Below are 21,322 nucleotides of genomic sequence, written 5' to 3'. Positions count from 1 at the left end.
CAGCATGCGTGAGACCGCGCCCCTGCTGTCGCTCGACGACGTCAGCGTGCTGCATCCGGATGCCGATGAGCCGTCGCCGCGGAACGTCGCGCTCGAGGTCTTCCCGGGCGACGTCGTGCTCCTCCTCGGCCCGAGCGGCTGCGGCAAGTCGACGCTCGCGCTCACGATGAACGGCCTGATCCCCCACTCGCACGACGCCGAGCTGACCGGCCGCGTCGCGGTCGCGGGCCGCGGCACGACCGAGGTCGGGCCCGGCGAGCTGAGCCGCCGCGTCGGCATGGTCTTCCAGGACCCCGACGCGCAGATCATCACCGGCAGCGTTCTCGACGAGGTGGCGTTCGCGCTCGAGAACCTGCGGATGCCGGCGGACGAGGTGCTCGCGCGCGCCGAGCGGGCGCTGCGCGCCGTCGGGCTGTGGGAGCGGCGCGGAGACGACCCCGGGCGGCTCTCGGGCGGCGGCCGCCAGCGGTTGGCCTTCGCCTGCGCAATAGCGCCCGAGCCGGATCTGCTGGTGCTCGACGAGCCGACCGCGAACCTCGACCCGGCCGGCCGGGCCGACGTGTACGCGGCGATCGCGGCGCACGTGGAGCGGAGCGTGCGCGAACGCCCGCACGCCGCCGAAGCCGGGAGCGACGCGCATGCCGCCAACCGCATACATCCATCCGCCGGCCGCGCGGTCGTGCTGATCGAGCACGACGTCGCCGCGGTGCGCTCCCTCGTCACGCGCGTGATCGTGCTCGACCACCACGGGGCCGTCGTGCTCGACGGCCCGGCCGACCTGCTCGAGAACAGCGCCGACGTGCTCGGCGAGCTCGGGGTCGGCGCTGCGTCTTCGTCGGTGCCCGGTGGCGCATCCGGCGCCGCCCGCGACCGCGACGGGGCAGACGCTCCCGGAGACGACGCGGCATCCGGAGCGGTCGCCGGCAGTGGCCACGCCCCCCGCACCGGGCCGGACGATGGCGCGGGGACCGCCGCACCGATCGCCCGCTCCTCGGCGACGAGTTCGGCCGACCCGAGCCGCGACGGAACCGCGAACGCCTCGGCTCCCGCGGTGTCGGTGCGCCGCCTGCGCGTCGCGAGGGGCCGCGGGGCGGCGCGCGCGGAGCTGCTCCGCGACGTATCATTCGACCTGCCGCGCGGGGCGTTCCTGGCGATCGTCGGGCCGAACGGCGCTGGCAAGACCACGCTCGCGCAGGCGATCGCGGGGGTCGTTCCCCCACCCGCCGGCGCCGTGTCGATCGCGCGCGACGGGGCCGCTCCGCTCGATGCGGGGCGCGCGGGACCGCGGCAGCTCGCGGCGCAGGTGGGGTTCGTCTTCCAGAACCCCGAGCACCAGTTCGTCGCCCACACCGTGCGCGACGAACTCGCATACGGCCTGCGGCATACAGCCCCGGATGACCGGGACGCCCGCGTCGACGACATGCTCCGGCGCTTCGACCTCACCGAGCACGCCGACCGCCACCCCTTCCGGCTCTCGGGAGGACAGAAGCGGCGACTCTCGGTCGGCACGGCCCTCATCGGCGGTGCCGATCGACCCGGAGGGGTGCTCGTGCTCGACGAGCCGACGTTCGGGCAGGATCGCGCCCGCGCCGACGCCCTCCTCGCGCTGCTCGACGAGCTCCACCGAGGCGGGACGACCGTCATCGTCGTCACGCACGACCCCGAACTCGTCGCGCGCCACGCGACGCACATCGCGGCGGTGCGCGACGGCCGGCTGGCCACCATCGGGCCGGCCCGGGACGTACTGCCGGTCGTGCGCGAGGCGGCGTTCTGGCGCGGGACAGCGGCCGGGGGCGCCGGAGCTCGGGAGGTGCCGGCGCCGGAACGAGCCTCGCGGGCCCCCGGAGCGGAGCGCGGCGCGCACGTCGTCGAGCGCCGTGACCGCGACGGCGGCGCCGGTGATGCCGCTCGCGACCTCGCGGCCCGCGACGCGACAGCACTGGCCGGCGCCCCGCGGGACGGAACGGGGCGGGGCACGCCTGGCACCGCGGGCGGGCCCGCCCCGGACATCGGGGCGGGCCCCCGCGTCGGCGCAGCCGCCGCGAAGCGCTCACCGCTCGAGCGGCTCGACCCGCTCGCCCTGCTGATCGCCGTGCTGCCGGCCATGATCGGGCTGATCTTCACGCGCGACGTCCTGACGCCGGCGCTCGCGCTCGGCGCGGCGTACGCCGTGGTGCTGGCCGGTGCCCCGAAGACCCGGGCGACGGCGGTGTGGCTCTGCGGGGTACTGCCGGTCATGGCCGCCGCGATCGCGGCCGGGTTCACCCTCTGGAGCGACCCGGCGACCGGCCTCGCCACCGGCCTGCGTCTGACGGGCCTGCTCGCCCTCGCGCTCATCCCGGGTCTGAGCATGGAGGGCACCGCGTTCGTGCGCTCCGCCGTCGCGCATCTGCAGGTGCCGTACCGCATCGGGTACGCGGCGCTGGCCGCCTATCGGTTCGTGCCTCGGTTCCGCGGCGAGCTCGACGTGATCCGCGCGGCCCACCGCGTGCGGGGCACGGGGCGCAACCCGATCTCGCGGGCGTTCACGGCAGTCGTACCGCTGATGGCGAGCGCCATCCGGCACGCCGAGCGCGTCGCCCTCGCGATGGACGCCCGTGCTTTCGGCGCCTACCCGACCCGCACCGAGCGCAACCCGCCGCGCTGGCGCCGCCGCGACACGGCCGCGGTCGCGGTCGGCGCGGCCGCCGCCGCGGCGCTGTTCACGGCGGGTGCCCTGCTCTGACGCACGCGCGGCGCTCCCCGCCGTCCCTCCCCTGCGACGCCTCCCGCCCCGGTCGCAGATTCCGCGCCAGAATGTGAGGCCGCAGCGCGTCCGTTGTCACCGCGGCGGCGCTTCTCACCGGTGGGCGCCGCCCCGCGGGAGCAGGGGAGCTCTCGGCGGCGCGCGGTGCCCGGCGTAGCCTGGGGCTCGTGACCGTCGTCTTCGCGTTCCTCGCCAACATCCTCATCGCCGTGGCGAAGACGATCGCCGCCGCGCTGACCTCGTCGGCGTCGCTCGTCGCGGAGGCCGCCCATTCGTGGGCCGACGCCGGCAACGAGGTGTTCCTGCTCATCGCCGACCGAACGGCCGAGCGGAAGAAGGATGCGAACCACCCGCTCGGCTACGGGCGCGGCGCGTACGCCTGGTCGCTGGTCGCCGCGTTCGGCATCTTCACCGTCGGCGCAATCGTGTCGATCATGCACGGCATCCAGCAGCTCGGCGTCGACGAGCCCGTCACGTCGCCCGGCATCGCGTACGGCGTTCTCGCCGTGTCGTTCGTGCTCGAAGCGGCGTCGTTCCTGCAGGCGTTCATCCGGTCGCGCCGGCTCGCACACGACCGCGGCGCATCGACCTGGGACTACGTCGTCGGCACGAGCGACACCACCCTGCGCGCCGTGTTCTTCGAGGACGGCGCGGCCCTCATCGGCCTCGTGATCGCCGCGAGCTCGATCGCGCTGCACCAGATCACGGGCGTCGCCGCCTGGGACGCGATCGGGTCGATCGGCGTCGGGCTCCTGCTCGGCGTCGTCGCCATCGTCCTCATCGGTCGGAACATGGCGTTCCTGATCGGCACGACGGTCTCCCCCGAGATCCGTGCTCGCGCCGGCCGCGCCCTGCTCGAGACCGCGGACATCCGGAGGGTCACGTACCTGCACCTGGAGTACGTCGGGCCGAACCGGCTCTTCGTCGTGGCGGAGATCGACCTCGCGGGCGACGCGCCCGAAGCCGAGGTCGCCCGCCGCCTGCGGGACATCGAGCGCGTGATCGAGTCGCACACGGCGGTCGAATCGGTCGTGCTCTCGCTCTCGGTCGACGACGAGCCGTCGCTGGAGTTCTGAGCGGCACCGGTCGCCCGCGGGGTGCGGCCCGCGGCATCAGGCGCGCCCGCCGGCTGTCAGTCGACGTAGTCGGGCGCCGGATCGAGGCCGAAGAAGTCCTCGAGCGTGTGGTAGCCGCCCTCGTGGTACACCTCGGCGAGCTCGGGGCCGATGTAGCGCAGGTGCCACGGCTCCGGGGAGTAGCCGGACACGTCGGTGCGCCCCTCCTCGTATCGCACGATGAAGCCGTAGCGCCAGCCGTTCTCGATGACCCATTCGCTCTGCGCCGTGCCGCCGAACGCGTCCATGCCGGCGCAGCCGTAGTCGCACGGCACGACGTCGGCGGCGAGGCCCGTCTGGTGCTCGCTGTGGCCCGGCCGCGCGCTCGTGGCCTCGGCCGCCTCCGCGCCGGCGCTGTTGACGTAGCCGGTGAACAGGGATTCCTGCGTGGCGTATGAGCGGTACGCGCTCGTCACAGCGATGCCGCCGGCTCCTGCCTCGGCCGCGGCAGCGATCATCTCGTCCATCGCATCCGTCGCCGCTGCCCGCAGGTAGCCGTACGGGGTGTTGCGCTCCGCGGGCGACGTCAGGTCGGGCGGCTCGTACTCGAGCGGCTCGAGCGCGATGTGCTTGTTGACGACGAGCCACGGCCAGCGCGCGTCGTTCAGCTCGATGCAGGGTGCCGTGCCCGCCGCGACGGCCTCGCGGAAGGCCGCCGCCCCGCCGAACGCCTCGAGCACCGCGCCCGAGTCACCGGAATCTAGCGCGGCCGACACTCCGTCGCGGTCGCATGCCGTCGTGGCCTCGGCCGTGGCGACCTCCGGCGTCGGCAGTTCGGTGGCGACATCCGGCGCGGGGCGCTCATCCCGTGCCTCAGCGGTCGCTTCGACGCCTCCCGCGTCGGTGAGCTCCGCGGCGGCAGTCGGGACGTCGGCGCGTGCGCCCGTCATGTGCCCGAGGGCGGCGCCCGTGGTCCCGCCGATGACGACGACGAACATCATCGCCATGGCGAGGGTGCCCCGACCGCGCGGCGCGGCGCGGTGCTGCGCCAGCGGCGTGTGCGCTGTCACCATCGAAGACCTCATCCGGTCCATTGTCGCGCATCGGGCCGCCGCCGCGCGGAACCGCTCCCAGGCTTCCGATATGCGAGATCCGGATGCCGCTGGCAGCCCGCGGGCGCCGGCGCCTCCCCGACGGAGACCGCCGAGCGCCTCGACCGAACGCAGTCGATTCTCATCTGGTCCGCGTCGGGGCGAGCGGAACCATGCGCCCGTCGGGCCGCTGCCCGGCCCGATCGACTGCGTTGCGCACCGCTGGGCCAGCGCGGCGCCGGGCGCCGGGCGCCTCGGCTCAGCGGGTCGTCAGCTCAGCGACGGTCGGGGCGCCGGCGAGCTCGTCGAGGAGTTCGTCGCCGGGGGCCGCCTCCTCGAACGGCGCGTCGATCTCGGCTCTGTCGAGCAGCTCCTCCATGCGGCGCTTCCGCCCGCGCGGGATCAGCGTGACGACGCGCCCCTCGTTGCCCGCCCGGCCCGTGCGGCCCGAGCGGTGCAGGTACGTCTTGTACTCGTCGGGGGCGTCGGCCTGCACGACCAGGTCGACGTCGTCCACGTGGATGCCGCGCGCCGCGACGTCGGTCGCGACGAGCACGTTCGCCGAGCCCTTCGCGAACTTCTCGATGTTGCGCGAGCGGCGCGCCTGCGTCAGGTCGCCGTGCAGGGCGAGCGCCTTCACGCCCGCTTCGCAGAACCGGTCGGAGAGCTGCTCCGCGAAGGCGCGCGTGCGCGTGAACACGAGCGTCCTGCCGTCTCGCATGACGAGCTGCTCGAGCACCTCCGGCTTGCGACGGTGCTCGACCACGAGCACGCGGTGATCGATCGTGCCCGTCTCCTGCGTCTCGCCCGCGACCTCGTAGACCGCAGGGTCGGTGAGGAACTCGTCGACGAGCGCGGCGACCTCGCGGTCGAGCGTCGCCGAGAACAGCAGCTTCTGGCCGCCGTTGGCCGTCAGGCGCAGGATGCGCTGCACCGGCTCCAGGAAGCCGAGCTCGCACATGTGGTCGGCCTCGTCGAGCACGCTGGCCCGGATGTTCGAGAGATCGAGCTTGCCCTGCTTGTGCAGGTCCTCGATGCGGCCCGGCGTGCCGATCACGATGTCGACGCCGCGCTTGAGGGCGCCGACCTGGCGGTTCTGCGGAACGCCGCCGTAGATCTGGGTCGTGAACAGGCCGACCGAGCGCGCGATGGGCTGCACCGTGCGGTCGATCTGCAGCGCGAGCTCGCGCGTGGGCGCGAGGATCAGCGCGATCGGTGCACGCCCGTACTCGCGCTTCGTGCCCTTCTGCGCCCGCAGCATCCGCTCGACCAGCGGAGCACCGAATGCGATCGTCTTGCCGGAGCCCGTGCGGCCGCGCGCGAGCACGTCGCGACCGCCGAGGATCGCCTCGGCGGTCGAGGCCTGGATCGGGAACGGCGCCGTCGCCCCGAGCTCGGCGAGGGCGCGCACGATGTTGTCGCCGAGGCCGAGGTCCGCGAACGTCATGCCCTCGACGTCGACCGCCTCGACGGCCTGCGCCTCGAGCCGGCCGTGCACGACGTCGATCCGGTCGTCCTGCGCCTTCGACCGCTGAGGCTTCTGGCGGGCGTCGCGGTTCTCGCGCCATGCGCGCTCCCCCGCGCTCTCGCGGCGGCCGCCGAAGCCCGTGCTGCGACCAGCACCGCCGTCGTGGGATCCGGATGCCCGGCGGTCGCCGCGCTCGAAGCCCTCGCCGCGCGAACCAGCCCCGCGGCGGTCGCCGTGCCCGCGTCCGTCCGATGAACCGCGGTCGGAACGCTCGCCCGAGGCGTGGCGCGAGCCGCTCTCACCCCGGAAGTCGTACGAGCCGGAGGTGCGGCGGCCGTCACGCGCGTGCCCGCCGTCGCGCGAACCGGCCGAGCGCCGGTCGTCACGATCATGGCGCTGGTCGTCGCGCCCGCGGCCCCGGTGACCCCCACGGTCGTTGCGGCCGCCAGAAGAGTAGCGCGAGCCCCGCTCCTCGCGAGGCTCATACGATCCGGAACCGCGCTGGTCGTCGCGCCCGCGGCTGCCTTCGCGCGAGCCCGCCGCACGCCGCTCGTCGCGCGCCCGCTGGCCCGCGTAGGTCTCCCGACCACCCGCGCCATGGCGCGTGCCGCGCTCCCCGCGAGGCTCGTACGATCCGGAGGCCCGGCGGTCATTGCGCTCATGGCCCGCGTCACGCGAGCCCGACGAACGGCGGTCGTCCCGCGCATCGGACGCACCGCGGTCGAAGCGGCGGTCGCCGTGCTGCGAGCCCCCGCCGCGCGAACCGGCCGACCTGCGATCATCACGGAACCCGTCGGCGTGGCCGCGGTCGGCACGATCCGCCGCACGGCGACGAGCATCGGCGTCATAGCCGCGACCCCCGCGCGCGCCGCGCGCCTGACTGTCCCGATCGTCGCGGACGCGGCCGCCGTAGCCGCGGTCGGAGCCCTTCGCACCGCCGTTGTCGCGCGAGAACGCGCGGGCGTCGTCGCGCTTGGCGCGATCCTCATCGCTCCAGCGGTTCTTGCCCGCGACTCCGCCCTGGCCGCGATGCGGCTTCTTCTTGGCGTAGCGGGGGTCGAAGTTCTTGGCGGGCCGGCCGCCTGCGGGCTTCTTGTTCTTGGGCATGCTGATCTGCACCTTCCGGGTGTTCGCGCGGCCCACGAGGACCACAACCGCACCCGTGCACCATGCACGGCATCCCAAAGCCGACCTCGCCAGAATACCCGTGCGATCTGGGAATCCACTGCCCACGACGTCCGACGCCGCCTCCCACTGCCGACACAACGCAGTCGATCCGTCGCCCCCAGCCACCGGGGTCTGCAGGGTCCGGCGAGGCCGCACCGCCGCGCCGGCCGGATCTCCTGCGTTGTGCACGGTTGCTCGGTGCGGTGCGCCACACCGCGAGCGCTTGCGCCAGGATGGAGAGATCACGCCCGATCAAGGAGGCTCCATGGCGACGCACACCCCGGTCGACCCCACCGGCGAACAGGTCCTGCTGACGCGAGGCACGGTCACGGCCCGCATCGCCCAGGTCGGCGCCGCCCTGCGCGGGCTGACCGTCGACGGCCTGGACCTGATCGCCGGGTACGCCGACGGCATCAAGGCGCCCGGTGCATCCGGGATCGTGCTCGTGCCATGGCCGAACCGCGTGCGCGACGGCCGCTGGGCCTACGAAGGCGCCGACCAGCAGCTCCCGATCAGCGAACCCAAGTTCCGCAACGCCAGCCACGGCCTGCTGCGCTTCCACGCGTACGACATCGAGCGCCCGGATGACGCCCGCGCGACCCTGCGCGCCCGCATCTACCCGCAGAACGGCTACCCCTTCGCGCTCGACACGGCCGTGACGTACGCGCTCGAGGGCGACGGCATCCGGGTCACGCACACGGTGCGCAACCTCGGCGCCGAGGCGGCGCCCGTCGCGGTCGGCGCACACCCCTACCTGGCCGTCGGCGACGCCGACCCCGCCGAGGTGACGATCACGGCGAGCGGCACGAGTTGGCTCGAGACCGACGAGCGCATGCTGCCGATCGCCGAGCACGCCGTCGGCGAGGCAACCGACCTCAGCGCGGGCCGCGCGCTCGGCGCCGGCTTCATGGATCGCGCGTACACGGGCCTGAGCCGCGGTGCCGACGGCCGCGCACGCACGACGCTGACGGCTCCGGATGGCCGCGCCACGACCCTCTGGCAGGGCGAGGGCCTCGACTTCACCCACATCTTCATCACCGACGGCTACCCCGACCGCAGCCTCGCGGTGGCGGTCGAGCCGATGAGCGCGCCCGCCGACGCGTTCAACTCCGGCCGTGGCCTGCGCACACTCGCCCCTGGCGAGGAGCTGACGTTCGAGTGGGGCGTCGTGCGCTCGGCCTGACGCGCACCCGTTTCCCCGCGGGTTCGAACGCGACGCCGAACCCGACCGCCCGACGGTGCCGGCACACGGCAGAATCCCCCACCCGCGGCACGATCCGGCCGAGAATGCAGCGGTCCGCCGATAGTGCTTCGTCTCGCGACCCGCGGGGCGCCCGGTCTGTGCCGGGGGCCGGCCGGGCGCGGCGGCCCGGGCCGCCGCGCCTACCGCTCGTGGCGGGCGCGGCGCGACTGGACCGGTGATGCCGACGGCAGCTCGTGGGAAGCTCGGTCGTGCGCGGCGTGCCGCGTCACCGGTGTCCGCGCGGGCGACGCCTGCTCGGCCGGGTGCTGCACCGTGACCGTGACGATCGGGGTCTCGCCGGGCGCCGCGCCGGGGCGGTGCACGTCGACGACCGTCTGTCCGCCGGCCTGCTGCTGCGCTGGCATCGGCTCCGACGGCGACAGCATCGCCGCCGAATCAGGCGCGCGCTCCGCGAGCTCCGTGCCCGGCGCCCCGTATTCGCCGCCCGGAGCGGCGACATCAGCCGCCGGCGCCGCGCCATCCGGAACGGCGTCGTCCGCGTGGGCCCCGGCCGCGGCGCCCGCGCCGGCCGCCCCGGCGAGCGCCGGGATCTGGGCGTCGGCCGAGCCCGTCGTCTCCGGCACCGGCTCGTCGCGCTGGCCGATGCCGTGCGTCCCCGGCCCGCCCGGCTGCGGACCGCCCTCGGGCGCCGCGCCGCCATCCGGACCGTCGCCCCTGCGGGCGCGGCGGCGCTCGCGCGCTCCCTCGACCAGGTTGTACAGCGTCGGAAGCACGATGAGGGTGAGGAACGTCGACGACACGAGGCCGCCGATCACGACGATCGCGAGCGGCTGCGAGATGAACCCGCCGTGGCCCGTGATCCCGAGCGCCATCGGCGTGAGCGCGAAGATCGTCGCGAGCGCCGTCATCAGGATGGGGCGGAGACGCATCGACGAGCCGGCCAGCGTGGCGTCGCGCACGCTGAGCCTGTGGTGGTCGCGGTACTGGTTGACGAGGTCGACGAGCACGATCGCGTTCGTGACGACGATGCCGATCAGCATCAGCACGCCGATGAGGCTCGCGACCCCCAGGGGAACGCCCGTGACGACCTGGAGGATGATCGCGCCCGTCGCCGCGAACGGCACCGAGACGAGCAGCAGCAGCGGCTGCCGCAGCGACTTGAAGGTCGCGACCATCACCACGTAGATGATGAGGATCGCCGCGAGCATCGCGAGGCCCAGCTGCGTGAACGCATCCTGCTGGTCGGTCGCGACGCCGCCGAGCGACGCCTCCGCGCCGTCCGGGAGGTCGGCTTCGTCGATCGCGGCCTGGACCGAGGCGGTGGCGACCGTGAGGTCGTCGCTCGCCGGCGGCACCGTGATCGTCGCGGTGAGCCGGCCCTCGACCGTCGTGATCGACGCCGGCGATTCGGCCTCGCTCACGTCGGCGATGTCGTCGAGTTCGATCACGCCGGCCGCCGTCGGGATCTCGAGCGTGCGCAGCTCGGCGGCGGTCTGCGGCGGGTCCTCGCTCGCGACGTAGATCGTCACGGCACGGTCATCGAGCTCGATGTCGCCGGCCTGCTGCGGCTGCATGGCCGAGTTGACCATCTGGCCGACCGCCGCCTCGCTGAGCCCTCGCTCCGCCGCCTGCTCGCGATCGACCTGCACCTGGATGAAGGGCAGCGACGCCTCGATGTCGTCGGTGACCTCGCCGACGCCGTCGCGCCCGTCGATCTCGGCGGTGAGCGCCTCGGTCGCCTCGCGCACGTCGTCGCTCGTCGGTCCCGTGACCTGCACCGTGATGTCGGTCGACCCCATGCCGGCCGCCGCCGACACCGTGAGGTCGCCGGCGCCTTCCAGGCCGTCGAGGTCGTCCTGGATGTCTTCGCGCAACTGCTCCTGGTCGACATCCGGATCGGTCATGACCGAGTAGGTGATGCCTCCGCCGCCGAACATCGCGGTCGGGCCGCTGCCGCCGCCGATCGACACCTGCACATCCGTGACGCCGTCGATGGTCTGCAGCTCGTCTTCGACGAGCTGCGCCGCCCTGTCCTGCTCTTCGAGGCTCGCGGTTTCACCGAGCTCCTGCGAGACCGTGAGCGAGTTCTGGCCCGTGTCGCCGATGAACGAGAACTTCATCAGCGGCGCGAGCGCGACGGTGCCGACCATCACGACGGCGGCGAGGCCGAGCGTGATCCACGAGTGCTTCAGCGTCCACGACAGGATCGGCTGGTAGGCCTTCTGCAGCTTCGACTTGGGGGCATCCGGATGCTCGGGATCGATCGCGCGGCCGCCGTCGTCGAGCAGGGGCTTGCCCGGCTTCATGAACCAGTAGGCGAGCACGGGCACGATCGTGAGGGCCACGAGCAGCGACGCCAGCATCGCGATCGTCACCGTCATGGCGAACGGCCGGAACAGCTCGCCGACCATGTCGCCGACGAAGGCGATCGGGAGGAACACCGCGACGGTCGTGATCGTCGAGGCCGTGATCGCGCCGGCGACCTCCTTGACCGCCAACCGGATGGCGGCGCCCTTGTCGGCTCCGGTGACGTAGTGGCGCTTGATGTTCTCGATGACGACGATCGAGTCGTCGACGACGCGGCCGATCGAGATCGTCAGCGCACCCAGCGTCAGCATGTTCAGCGAATACCCGAACGCCTGCATGCTGGCGAACGAGATCAGCACGCTCGTCGGGATCGAGATCGCCGTGACGAGGGTCGATCGCACCGAGAGCAGGAAGACCAGGATGACGAGCACGGCGAAGACGAGGCCGAGGAGGCCCTCGACCGCGAGGGTCTCGATCGACTGGGTGATGAACGGCGCCTGGTCGAACACGACCGTGTACTCCGCTCCGGGTATCTGCTCGATCACGTCGTCGAGCGCGGCGGTGACGCCGTCGGAGACCTCGACCGTGTTGCCGTCCGGGAGCTTCGTGATGGAGATCGAGATCGCGTCCTCGCCGTTGACGCGAGAGATCGAGGTGACGGGGTCGTCCTCGAGCTGCACGTCGGCGACGTCTCCGATCGTGCGCGCGGGCGGGGACGCCTGGTCGCCCGTCGTCGGATCGGTCTGCGACTGCCCCACGAGCGGGAGGTTCGCGATGGCGTCGACGGAGGTGAGCTGCTCCCCCGTCTGGACCGTGAGCGTCTCGCCGTCCTCCGTGATCTCGCCGCCGGGGAACAGCGAACCGTTCTGCTGCAGTGCGTCGGTGATCGACTGCTGCGTGTACCCGCTCGCCGCGAGCTCGGCCGCGTCGGGCGTGATCGTGACGCGCTCACCCGTCGCGCCCACGAGCGAGGCGGAGGCGACGCCGTCGACGTCCTCGATCTCGGGGATGACGATGCTGTCGAGCCGGTCCTGGATCGTGTCTGCGTCGTCGTAGCCGCTGATCGCGACCTGCACGACCGGCAGGTCGTCGATCGAGATCGCGAGCACCTGCGGGTCGACGTCCTCGGGCAGGTTCGGGATGGCGCTGATCGCGCGCTCGACGTCCTGCTCCGCCGTGGCCATGTTCGTGCCGTAGTCGAACATCGCCTGCACCATCGACGAGTTCGTGGAGCTCGTCGCGCTCGAGGAGTCGAGGCCGTCGACCTGCTGGAGGGCTTCCTCGATGGGGGTCGAGACGTCGTCCTCGACGACGTCCGGAGACGCGCCGGGGTAGCTGGAGACGACCACGAGAGCGGGCAGCTCGATCGACGGGATCAGCTCCTGCTTCAGATTCGTCAGGCTGAGGCCGCCGAAGATCGCGGCGCAGATCGTGATGAGCGCGATGAGGGCGCGGTTCTTCAGGCTGAGAACGGCGAGTTTCTGCACGAATGGACGCTTTCGTTCGGTGCGGGGCCCGCGGGCACGGCTCAATACAGTCGTGTATCCAGCTTCGCCAGTCTCGCACAGGGGCCACTGCCCCGCGCGGGGGATAACCCCAGAATCACAGCGGATTCATACAGCGTTCAGGCGCCGCGGCGACACCCGACCGCCGCGCCGACCCGAGGAGAAAGCGCAACATCGAGGACGAATACGACGAACTGCTCCTCGATACTGCGGAATCTCCTCGCAACCGCGCGCTGAGGTCCGGCGCATCGACCGTCCGGAGCGCGCCGCACCGGCGAGAGGGCCCGGACGTGCGTCAGAGGGCGGCGAGCCCGACCACGGCGAGCCAACCCAGGGCGGACGCGGCGACGCACGCCGCGAGCGTGCCGGCGGCGTTGCCGACGGCACCGAGCCGGCGCCCCTCGCCCCAGAGCACGACGGCGCCGACGTTCACGGTGCTGAACGTCGTGTAGCCGCCGAGGAAGCCGGCGAGCGCCGTCGCGATGTGCGGCGCGACCGGCTCGATCAGGAAGTGCGCGAGCGCCATGGCGAAGCAGCCGGTCACGTTCACGAGCAGGATCGCCCACGGGAACCCGCGGGGCGTGCGCAGCGATTGGTCGATGACCCAGCGCACCCCTGCGCCGAGGCCGCCCCCCAGTGCGATCGACAGCGTCTCCCACATCGTCATCGCGGCCCCCTCCCCCGCGCACGCCGACGGCCGAGCCCGAGCCCGGCGGCCGCGGCGGAGACGGGCACGGCGATCAACACGACGACCGCGGCGAGCGCCTCGACGACGGCCCACCCCGGGGCGACCGGCGCCGTGAGGGGCCAGAGCGCGAGCACCGGAGCCAGGGCGCTGTACGAGGTGAACCCTCCGAGAGCGCCGGCGCCGAGCAGCGCCTGCAGCTCGGCGCGCGCCGCAAAGGCGCCGGTCACGAAGCCGAGGAGCCCGCTGCCGACCGCGTTGACGACGACGAGCGCGACGAGCGCCGCGTCGGATTCGCCCACGACCCCGAAGGGCGCCGTCAGCAGGCCGCGAGCCAGGGCTCCCAGCGCGCCGCCGATCACGACGAGCGGCAGCAGCCGCCACGGGATCGGCGACCTCTCGAACCTCACGCTCACCCGAGAACGCTACCGCGAGCGGAATCCGGGCGCGCGGCCGCACGGGAGCGCGGGCCCATAGGCGGCGCCGCGACCGCGCGGGCGATGCCGCGGGCATTGATGCGGGCGCGCGGACGCGCGCGAGGATGAATGCGCGACTCGCGCGCCGATGAACGCGCTGGGCCGCACGCCGCGGGGTCCGGCGCCGCGGAGCACTCTCACCCCAGCCTCTGCGCCGCGGCGAGCGCCGCCCCCAGCACCGCGGAGAGCACCGGCGTTCAGGGCAGCAGCGAGCGGCGCCCGGACGCACGCGAGGCCTCCGGCGCCAGCACGCCAAGGAGGCGGACGAGGGTCGAGAGCCACAGGAGCACCAGCGCGACGACGACGACCTCGAGCCCCGTGACGGAGAACACTCCTGCGACGAAGGTGAGCACGATCGCGAGCGCCACGAGTGCGACGAGCCCGATCGTGGCGCCGCGCAGCACCGGAAGCCGGCCCGCGGCGGCGGTCGTGACGAGCACCGCGGCGACGAGCAGCGCCAACGCTGCGAACGCAGCGACGATGTGCGCCACGGGAACGGCGTCGAGGGGCAGCAGACCGACCGCGGCGAGCGCAGCCCCCGTCGCCGCCCACGCAACCACGCACGCGGCGATGCGCGGCAGGGCGGCGTCGCCGTGCATCCGGTGCAGGTCTCGGCCGATGTACGCCCCGATCGTCGCGATCAGCAGGCCCGCGACGACGAGCGACCCGTTGAACGCCCACCCGCCGGGGCCCACGCCGAGGCGCGACAGGCTGCGCCCCCACCACTCAGGCGACGCCGCCGTGATCATGGCGAACAGGGCACCGACCACGATGAACACGAACAGCAGCTCGGCGAGGTCGCGGGTGTCGAGCCGGATGCCGATGCGGAATGCCAGGCGGCCGCCGACGGCAGCCGCCGCCCCGGCGAGGAGAGCGGTGCCGAACGCCGAGAGCTCGATTCCATGCAGCCCGGCCGCCAGGACCTCGCCCGCGAGCAGCACGCCGATGCCCGTGACCCCCGCGACCGCGACGGCCACCGCGACCGTGCTGATGTGGGAGACGGCGGTCTGCCAGCCGGGCATCGGCCGCGTCTCGCCCGTGCGGTGAACGCGGGCGCTGACCGCGAACGCGGCCGCGGCGATGACTCCCGCGACGACCGCGACGGGGAGGGTGACCGACCCGTCGCCGGCGATCGGCCGCACCGAGCCGCCCGCCGCGAGAGGGCCGAGCAGGGCTCCGGCGATGAAGCATGCGACCGTCGCCCACAGAGTGCGCACCTGCCCGCGCACCCTGCGCGCGACTTCCGAATCCATGTCTCCATCGAAGCACGGGCCGCCGACACCGGGAGCGCGCGGGACGCACGCCGCACGGGCGCACGTGTGCATCCGGACACGCGGCACCCCGCGCATCATCGAGGAGAAACAGCAACATCGAGGACGAACCCTCGCGAAACCTCCTCAGGTTCGCGCAAACTCCTCGATGCCGCGAACACCGCGCGGCGCGGCCCCGCGCGACACACCGACGTGCGCGCAGCGCACGACGCGGCGGCGCGCGCCCCGGACAGCGCGAGGGGCGCACCGCGTCCATCCGGACCCGGTGCGCCCCTCGGAGAACGCGCGCCTACAGGTGGGCGTCGGCGTACAGCTTCAGCGCGTCGCGCACGAGCGTCGCACCGGCGATGCCGCCGTAGTTGGCGGAGAATCGCTCGTCGGCGACGTACATCTCACCGAGGCCTGTGACGTACCCCTTCACATCGTTCCCCGCGGCGGCCGGCGTGCCGGGGATCGACGTCAGCCACGCGACGTGGCGCTCCGCCAGCACCTGGGCCTCCGGCGCCTCGGGCGCGACGCCCGCCTCGGCCGCGGCCGCCCACGCGCGCCCCAGTTCGGCCGTGCGCTCCTGCCACGCCGCGCGCTCCTCGTCGCTCATGCCCCGCCACCAGCTGTCGCCCGCGGCGTACGCGTCCCTGCCCCAGCGGGCCTCGACCTCCTCGCGGTGCTGCGTGTGGTCGAACCCGTCGAACATCTCCTCTGCCATGATCGGCTCTCCGTTCTCTCTTGCCTTCATCGTCTTCTCGACCGCGGCGATCTGCCGCCCGATCCGGTCGCGCTCCTGCCGCAGCCAGCCGAGGTGCGCTTCGAGCGCAGCCGGTTCATCGGCCGAGCCGTCGAGCACCTCCCGGATGCGCGGGAGGCCGAGCCCGAGCTCGCGCAGCAGCAGGATCCGCTGCAGGCGCACGAGTGCGGCGTCGTCGTAGTACCGATAGCCGTTGCTCGCGACGCGCGTCGCGGGAAGCAGCCCCTCGTCGCCGTAGTGCCGCAGCGTGCGGCTCGTGGTTCCGGCGGCCTTCGCGATCTGCTGTATCGACCATTCCATGAGCAACCTCCTCTCCGTGTCGACGTGATCCACGTTAGATCTTGACGTTGCGTCAAGGTCAAGCGCGAACCGAGCCGATTTCCTGTGCGTTCGCCGAGCGGCGTTGCCTATCGCGCTATATCGTGTTTCACTCAGATCAAGATATATCTCGAATCGCACCGCCCATCCGGCGGCCGCGACCGACACGAGGAGTGAAGATGGCAGTCGAGAAGTGGCTCATCCACCCGGGCGAGAACCGGGTGATCGACGTCGAAGGCGTTCTCGCGCTCAAGGTCGGGCTGGTCGGCGGTCAGGTCGATCTGATCGCGCACGACGAGCCGGAGGTCCGCGTCGAGGTGCGCGGAGTGACTGTGAAGGACCTCAGGGTCGAGTCCGCGGGCGGGCAGCTCGAGATCGACCACCCGCAGCTGGGCTGGGACAACTTCCTCGAGGTGTTCCGCAATTTCGGCTCGGGCGGCCCCCGCGCCGAGGTCAGCATCGCCGCCCCGCGCGACGTGCTCGTGACGCTCGGCGTCGTGAGCGCCGGCGCACTCGTGTCGGGCTTCCACCGCGACGCGACCATCAATACCGTGTCGGGCGATGTGCTCGTCGACGGCCACGTCGGTGACCTGAAGCTGAACGCCGTCTCCGGAGACATCCAGGTGCGCGACCTCACGGGCCGCGCCTCGGCGAACACCGTCTCCGGCGACCTGACGATCGCGGGGGCGCTGGAGCGCGCCGACATCGACACCGTCTCGAGCACGACATTCATCGACGCGCACGGGGCCATCGAGCGGGTTTCGCACAACGGCGTCTCGGGCGGCGTCACCCTGCGCTTCGACGACGACCTCCCGGCGAACTACGCGCTGCGCTCCGTCAGCGGCCGGATGGTCATCGACGGCGTCTCGCGCGGAGGCCCCGGCCCGTCGAGCTACTCCGGTTCGGCCGGCGCCCTCTCCGGGTCGTTCGTCGACGTCAGGGCCCACACGGTCGCCGGCGACATCACGGTCCTGCGCCGCGGCGGCACGGCCCCGCACCCGAACGACGCCGCGGACACCGCGAACGCCAGCCCCGCGGGCGAAGCCGGCGGGGCGATCGCGCTGGGCCCCGCCGGCGCGGACGACGCTGCCGCGGCATCCGGTACCGACGAGAGCGAGGCCCGCTGATGCCCCCCGTCTTCTCGCACGGCGACCTGCGCCTGTACCTGCTGCACCTGCTCGACGAGTCGCCCCGCCACGGCTACGACATCATGCAGGCCCTCTCCGAGCGCACCGGCGGCACCTACACGCCGAGCGCCGGCACGATCTACCCCCGGCTCGCCAAGCTCGAGGCCGACGGGCTCGTGACCAAGCGCTCGGAGGGGCGCAAGAGCGTGTACGAGATCACGGACGCGGGGCGCGGCGAGGTGCGGGCGCGTGCCGACGACGTCACGGCGATCGAGAACGGCCTCGCCGATTCGGTGCGACTGATCGCCGACGAGGTGCGCACAAGCGTGCAGGCCGCCATGAAAAGCCTGCGCGCCGACCTCGCGGCCGCTGCGAAGGCCGAACGGAAGGCGCCGCGGGCGCAGCCGCAGCCCGACCCGCGCGTCGCCGCCCGCGAGCAGCTCCAGCGCGCCGAGGCGACCATCGCCGAGTTCCGCGGCCGCATGAAGGCGGAGCTGCGCTCGCACGTCGCCCGCGGCGGCGAGCTGCCTTCGACCGTGGTCGACGAGCTCGACGCGACGCTGGCGGCGGCCGCGGCGTCGGTCACCGCTCGGCTCGGGGTTCCTCGCCCCTGACCGGCGCGCGGGGCTCCGGATGCCGCTGGTGCGTCATCCGGAGCCCCGCGGCCGTCGCACCGAAGCGTACGGCGGCCCCCGATACACCGCGGGGCCCGTCCCGACGACGCGTCGCGCATCGTCGGGACAGGCCCCGTCGCGGTGTACCGCGCCTCAGGCGTCGGCTTCGACCTCGGGGAAGTCCTCGTCGTCCGCCATCGGCTCGCTCTGCGGCACCACCAGGATCGGCAGGCTGTGTCGATGCGAGAGGCGCGCGGCGACGGAGCCGGTGAAGAACTCGCGGAGCGAGTCGCCGAATCCGCGCCTCCTGGTGCCGACGACGATGAGCTGCGCGTCGATCTTCTTCGTGAAGTGCTTCAGGGCGAGGGCCGGATCGCCGACGAGCTGACGCGCCTCCCACGTCACGCCGGAGCCGACCAGCTGGGCGCCCACCTCCTGCTTGACGAGCTCGAACTCCTCGACGCCCGCGTCGACGTTGATGTCGATGGGCGCGGAGTGCACATAGCCGTCCGGGTCCTCGTAGGTCACGAAGCGCGTCACGTCGACGTGGACGACGACCAGCGTCGCGCCCAGGAGCTTCGCATAGCGCCCGGCTTCCTTGACGACACGGGGGTTCTGACCGGGCGTCGCCCCCACGACGACCGCGCCGGTGAGCGCCGAGTCGTCCGCCGATTCCCGTGCCCTGCCACCCTCGGGTTCGAGGTTCTCCGACATCTTCATCGCCTCCTTCAGGCTGTCCGCCAGGCCGGTGCTTCCCGCCCTCGTGGTATCCTGAAGCCTACTCTTTCCGGCGGTGTCCGCTGGGTAACGTGAACGTATCGGGACAGCAGCCCGACAGCTTGGTAAAGGGGGTCTCGCGCATGGGACGTGGCCGTCAGAAGGCGAAGCACACGAAGCTCGCTCGCGAACTCAAGTCCTTCAGCCCGGATGTGGACCTCGACGGGCTCCAGCGAGAGCTGGCAACCGACAACAACGACGACCTCTACGTCGACCGCTGGGCGGACCAGTACTCCGACGAGGACGAGGACTCGCAGGCGAAGCACGCCTGACGCTTCGACGCGCAGCCGCGGGGGTTCACCCCGCGGCTCTTCGCGTTTCTGCGGTCGGTGATCCGGATGCGAGGGGCGCGCGACGCGAGCCGCCGTGCGCACCGCGGGATGCGGCTTACGCTGGTGGGATGAGCATCCTCAGAACCCCGGGCGGCAAGCGGGGCCGCGGGCGACCGCGAGCCGGCGAGGACTCGGCGCGCGACGCGATCGTCTCGGCTGCCGAAGCGGAGTTCGCGGAGCACGGCTACGACGGCGCCACGATGCGCGGCATCGCGGCGCGCGCCGGTGTCGACGCCGCGGCGATCCACCACCACTTCGGCACGAAGGCCGACCTGTTCACGACGGTCGTCGACTTCCCCGTGCGGCCCGACAAGGCCCTCGAGGAGATCCTCGCCGGGCCCGTCGACGAGATCGGCGTGCGGCTCGTGACCTATCTGCTCGTCGCGTTGGAGGACAAGCCGACCCGACGGAAGGCCGTGTCGATGGTGCGCACGAGCCTCGGCAATCGCGCCGCCACCCCCCTCCTGGCGGGCTTCCTCGAGCGCGAGGTGATCCGCAAGGTCGCCGCACGCATCGACGGCGAGGACGTCGACCTGCGCGCGTCCCTCGTCGGCAGCCAGATCGGCGGCCTCCTGATCGCCCGCTACGTGCTGAAGCTCCCCGCCCTCGCGAAGGCACCGGTCGACGAGGTCGCCGCCCGCGTCGGCGCGGCGGTGCAGACGTACCTCGCCGGCTGACCCGGCGCCCGCTCCCGCCTCGAGCGTGCTCGCCCCGCGCCCGACTGCCCGCCGCGCGGCCGCCCCGGCGCCCCGCCGCCGTGACAATCGACGCGCTAAGGCATCGACTTTCAGCGCGTCATCTGCGACTTCGACGGATGTGGGCATCGATCTGACGGGGTTCGGGGGCTCGCGCGGGCACTTGACAGGAGCGCCCCACCGCGAGATATTCATCACATGATGAATAAACCGGATGCCGCGGTCGCCGTGCGCGGGCTGACCGTGCGGCGCGGGAGCCGGACGGTGTTCGACGGGCTCGATGTCGACATCATCCGGGGCAGCGTGACGGGGCTGCTCGGGCCATCCGGATGCGGCAAATCGACGCTGATGCGCTCGATCGTCGGCGTGCAGAAGACCCGCGGCGGCACTGTCACCGTCCTGGGCGACCGCGCCGGGTCGCGAGGCCTGCGCCGACGCGTCTCGTATGCGACGCAGTCGGCCGCCGTCTATGACGACCTCAGCGTGCGCGACAACCTGCGCTATTTCGCCCGCGCCGCGGGCCTGGGCCGGCGCGATGCCGACCGGGCGATCGACACCGTCGGCCTCACGGAGCACGCCCGCGGCCTCGCCGGCGACCTCTCGGGCGGTCAGCGCAGCCGCGTCTCGCTCGCCGTCGCGCTGCTGGGAGACCCCGAACTGATCGTGCTCGACGAACCGACCGTCGGGCTCGACCCGGTGCTGCGGGACGAGCTCTGGTCGACGTTCCGGGGCATCGCCGACACCGGCGCCACCCTGCTCGTCTCGAGCCACGTCATGGACGAGGCGACGCGCTGCGACCGGCTCCTGCTGATGCGCGAGGGCCGCGTCATCGCCGACACCACGCCGGCCGGCCTCCTCGCCGCTACCGGGGCAGCCGACGCCGACGCGGCGTTCCTCGAGCTCATCCGCTCGGGCGCGCATCCGGATGCCGCCGACCACCCGCTCACCCGCCGCGAGAGGCGGGCCGAGCGATGACCCCCGCGCGCACCTTCGCGACGGCCGGCCGCGTCCTCCTGCAGTTGCGCGCCGACCCGCGTTCGATCGTCCTCATGCTGGTCGCACCGAGCATGCTCGTCGGCCTCTTCGCCTGGATCTTCGTCGACGCCGACGGCGTCTTCGACCAGGTCGGGCCCGCGATCCTGGCGCTGTTCCCCTTCGTCGTGATGTTCCTGATCACGTCGATCACGACCCTGCGGGAGCGCCGATCGGGCACCCTGGAGCGGCTCATGACGACGCCGCTCGGCAAGGCCGACTTCGTCGCGGGCTACGCCCTCGCCTTCGGCCTCGCCGCCGCGGCGCAGGCGGTCGTGACGGTGTCGTTCGCGGTGTGGGTCTGCGGCCTCGATTCGGACGGCCCCGTCTGGGAGCTCGGCCTCGTCGCCGTGCTGAACGCGCTGCTCGGCACAGCTCTCGGCCTGCTCGCGAGCGCCTTCGCCCGAACCGAGTTCCAGGCGGTGCAGTTCATGCCCCTGCTGGTGTTCCCGCAGATCCTGCTGGGCGGCGTCATCGTGCCCCGCGACACGATGCCCGACGTGCTGCAGGCGGTCTCAGACTGGCTCCCGCTCAGCTACGCGATCGATGCGATGGACGCCGTCACGATCGGCGAGACCGGATGGGACGTGTACGGCCCGCTGACGGTGATCGTCGGCTGCACCATCGGCTTCATCCTGCTCGCCGCACTGACGCTGCACCGCCGCACGCCGTAGCTTCGACCGAATCGCTATCTCATCTATTGCGGT

At 72.8% G+C, this 21,322-nt stretch carries 17 protein-coding genes; 9 read left to right on the top strand and 8 right to left on the bottom strand.

Going from position 1 to position 21,322, the window contains the following annotated elements:
• Positions 1-4 precede the first annotated feature (4 nt).
• Both C0010_RS13070 and C0010_RS13065 read left to right on the top strand, forming a co-directional pair.
• Positions 5-2,725, top strand: coding sequence for an ATP-binding cassette domain-containing protein (locus tag C0010_RS13070; protein WP_105567528.1), 2,721 nt, complete (start codon positions 5-7; stop codon positions 2,723-2,725).
• Positions 2,726-2,913: 188 nt separating this feature from the next.
• Positions 2,914-3,822, top strand: coding sequence for a cation diffusion facilitator family transporter (locus C0010_RS13065; protein WP_105567527.1), 909 nt, complete (start codon positions 2,914-2,916; stop codon positions 3,820-3,822).
• Between the two features lie 56 nt (positions 3,823-3,878).
• Here the strand turns inward: C0010_RS13065 and C0010_RS13060 are convergent, their stop codons facing one another.
• Positions 3,879-4,874: a M15 family metallopeptidase gene (locus C0010_RS13060; RefSeq protein ID WP_232531957.1), complete on the bottom strand. Its 996-nt coding sequence runs from the start codon at positions 4,872-4,874 to the stop codon at positions 3,879-3,881.
• Positions 4,875-5,151: 277 nt separating this feature from the next.
• Positions 5,152-7,467, bottom strand: coding sequence for a DEAD/DEAH box helicase (locus C0010_RS13055; protein WP_105567552.1), 2,316 nt, complete (start codon positions 7,465-7,467; stop codon positions 5,152-5,154).
• A 325-nt stretch (positions 7,468-7,792) separates the two neighbouring features.
• Here C0010_RS13055 and C0010_RS13050 point away from each other — a divergent pair, with 325 nt between their 5' ends.
• A complete protein-coding gene (locus C0010_RS13050) occupies positions 7,793-8,710 on the top strand; it encodes an aldose 1-epimerase family protein (protein WP_105567526.1) in 918 nt (305 codons plus the stop codon).
• Positions 8,711-8,910: 200 nt separating this feature from the next.
• Here C0010_RS13050 and C0010_RS13045 read toward each other — a convergent pair whose 3' ends face one another.
• The 5 genes from C0010_RS13045 to C0010_RS13025 all read right to left on the bottom strand — a co-directional run bounded on the left by C0010_RS13045 (position 8,911) and on the right by C0010_RS13025 (position 16,020).
• Positions 8,911-12,525 carry an efflux RND transporter permease subunit gene (locus tag C0010_RS13045; RefSeq protein ID WP_198410844.1) on the bottom strand — a complete coding sequence of 1,205 codons (3,615 nt, stop codon included), beginning with the start codon at positions 12,523-12,525 and terminating at the stop codon, positions 8,911-8,913.
• 313 nt (positions 12,526-12,838) lie between these two features.
• Positions 12,839-13,210 carry a fluoride efflux transporter FluC gene (locus tag C0010_RS13040; RefSeq protein WP_105567525.1) on the bottom strand — a complete coding sequence of 124 codons (372 nt, stop codon included), beginning with the start codon at positions 13,208-13,210 and terminating at the stop codon, positions 12,839-12,841.
• A complete protein-coding gene (locus tag C0010_RS13035; protein ID WP_232531956.1) occupies positions 13,207-13,644 on the bottom strand; it encodes a CrcB family protein in 438 nt (145 codons plus the stop codon). Before C0010_RS13035 ends, C0010_RS13040 begins: the two co-directional genes overlap by 4 nt.
• Positions 13,645-13,901: 257 nt before the next feature.
• Entirely contained in the window at positions 13,902-14,957 is a 1,056-nt protein-coding gene (locus C0010_RS13030) for a DUF998 domain-containing protein (protein WP_105567524.1), read from the bottom strand.
• A 307-nt stretch (positions 14,958-15,264) separates the two neighbouring features.
• Positions 15,265-16,020 (bottom strand): MerR family transcriptional regulator, encoded by a 756-nt coding sequence (locus C0010_RS13025; protein ID WP_105567523.1) that lies wholly within the window; start codon positions 16,018-16,020, stop codon positions 15,265-15,267.
• 197 nt (positions 16,021-16,217) lie between these two features.
• Here C0010_RS13025 and C0010_RS13020 point away from each other — a divergent pair, with 197 nt between their 5' ends.
• The gene (locus C0010_RS13020) at positions 16,218-17,165 is read left to right on the top strand and encodes a DUF4097 family beta strand repeat-containing protein (RefSeq protein ID WP_105567522.1); all 948 of its coding nucleotides are present in this window, start codon (positions 16,218-16,220) and stop codon (positions 17,163-17,165) included.
• Positions 17,165-17,779 carry a PadR family transcriptional regulator gene (locus C0010_RS13015; RefSeq protein WP_105567521.1) on the top strand — a complete coding sequence of 205 codons (615 nt, stop codon included), beginning with the start codon at positions 17,165-17,167 and terminating at the stop codon, positions 17,777-17,779. The genes C0010_RS13020 and C0010_RS13015 overlap by 1 nt, the downstream gene beginning before the upstream one ends.
• A gap of 153 nt (positions 17,780-17,932) precedes the next feature.
• Here the strand turns inward: C0010_RS13015 and C0010_RS13010 are convergent, their stop codons facing one another.
• Positions 17,933-18,493, bottom strand: coding sequence for a universal stress protein (locus tag C0010_RS13010; RefSeq protein ID WP_105567550.1), 561 nt, complete (start codon positions 18,491-18,493; stop codon positions 17,933-17,935).
• A gap of 146 nt (positions 18,494-18,639) precedes the next feature.
• Here C0010_RS13010 and C0010_RS13005 point away from each other — a divergent pair, with 146 nt between their 5' ends.
• The 4 genes from C0010_RS13005 to C0010_RS12990 all read left to right on the top strand — a co-directional run bounded on the left by C0010_RS13005 (position 18,640) and on the right by C0010_RS12990 (position 21,289).
• Positions 18,640-18,828 (top strand): DUF3073 family protein, encoded by a 189-nt coding sequence (locus C0010_RS13005; RefSeq protein ID WP_105567520.1) that lies wholly within the window; start codon positions 18,640-18,642, stop codon positions 18,826-18,828.
• Positions 18,829-18,956: 128 nt separating this feature from the next.
• Positions 18,957-19,565 carry a TetR/AcrR family transcriptional regulator gene (locus C0010_RS13000; RefSeq protein WP_105567519.1) on the top strand — a complete coding sequence of 203 codons (609 nt, stop codon included), beginning with the start codon at positions 18,957-18,959 and terminating at the stop codon, positions 19,563-19,565.
• 216 nt (positions 19,566-19,781) lie between these two features.
• Positions 19,782-20,558: an ABC transporter ATP-binding protein gene (locus tag C0010_RS12995; RefSeq protein ID WP_105567518.1), complete on the top strand. Its 777-nt coding sequence runs from the start codon at positions 19,782-19,784 to the stop codon at positions 20,556-20,558.
• Positions 20,555-21,289 carry an ABC transporter permease gene (locus C0010_RS12990; protein WP_105567517.1) on the top strand — a complete coding sequence of 245 codons (735 nt, stop codon included), beginning with the start codon at positions 20,555-20,557 and terminating at the stop codon, positions 21,287-21,289. Before C0010_RS12995 ends, C0010_RS12990 begins: the two co-directional genes overlap by 4 nt.
• Positions 21,290-21,322: the final 33 nt, after the last annotated feature.

This window comes from Microbacterium halophytorum (assembly GCF_002970975.1).
Lineage (GTDB): Bacteria > Actinomycetota > Actinomycetes > Actinomycetales > Microbacteriaceae > Microbacterium > Microbacterium halophytorum.
Note: the sequence above shows the minus strand (reverse complement) of the source record. Positions and strands in the feature narration are given on the sequence as shown.

Bases quoted from the DNA above. Each gene is read 5' to 3' on its own strand.
- C0010_RS12995 (WP_105567518.1), top strand. From the start codon at position 19,782: ATGATGAATAAACCGGATGCCGCGGTCGCCGTGCGCGGGCTGACCGTG.
- C0010_RS12990 (WP_105567517.1), top strand. From the start codon at position 20,555: ATGACCCCCGCGCGCACCTTCGCGACGGCCGGCCGCGTCCTCCTGCAG.
- C0010_RS13000 (WP_105567519.1), top strand. From the start codon at position 18,957: ATGAGCATCCTCAGAACCCCGGGCGGCAAGCGGGGCCGCGGGCGACCG.
- C0010_RS13040 (WP_105567525.1), bottom strand. From the start codon at position 13,210: ATGACGATGTGGGAGACGCTGTCGATCGCACTGGGGGGCGGCCTCGGC.
- C0010_RS13025 (WP_105567523.1), bottom strand. From the start codon at position 16,020: ATGGAATGGTCGATACAGCAGATCGCGAAGGCCGCCGGAACCACGAGC.
- C0010_RS13030 (WP_105567524.1), bottom strand. From the start codon at position 14,957: ATGGATTCGGAAGTCGCGCGCAGGGTGCGCGGGCAGGTGCGCACTCTG.
- C0010_RS13050 (WP_105567526.1), top strand. From the start codon at position 7,793: ATGGCGACGCACACCCCGGTCGACCCCACCGGCGAACAGGTCCTGCTG.
- C0010_RS13070 (WP_105567528.1), top strand. From the start codon at position 5: ATGCGTGAGACCGCGCCCCTGCTGTCGCTCGACGACGTCAGCGTGCTG.
- C0010_RS13015 (WP_105567521.1), top strand. From the start codon at position 17,165: ATGCCCCCCGTCTTCTCGCACGGCGACCTGCGCCTGTACCTGCTGCAC.
- C0010_RS13010 (WP_105567550.1), bottom strand. From the start codon at position 18,493: ATGTCGGAGAACCTCGAACCCGAGGGTGGCAGGGCACGGGAATCGGCG.
- C0010_RS13005 (WP_105567520.1), top strand. From the start codon at position 18,640: ATGGGACGTGGCCGTCAGAAGGCGAAGCACACGAAGCTCGCTCGCGAA.
- C0010_RS13055 (WP_105567552.1), bottom strand. From the start codon at position 7,467: ATGCCCAAGAACAAGAAGCCCGCAGGCGGCCGGCCCGCCAAGAACTTC.
- C0010_RS13060 (WP_232531957.1), bottom strand. From the start codon at position 4,874: ATGGTGACAGCGCACACGCCGCTGGCGCAGCACCGCGCCGCGCCGCGC.
- C0010_RS13020 (WP_105567522.1), top strand. From the start codon at position 16,218: ATGGCAGTCGAGAAGTGGCTCATCCACCCGGGCGAGAACCGGGTGATC.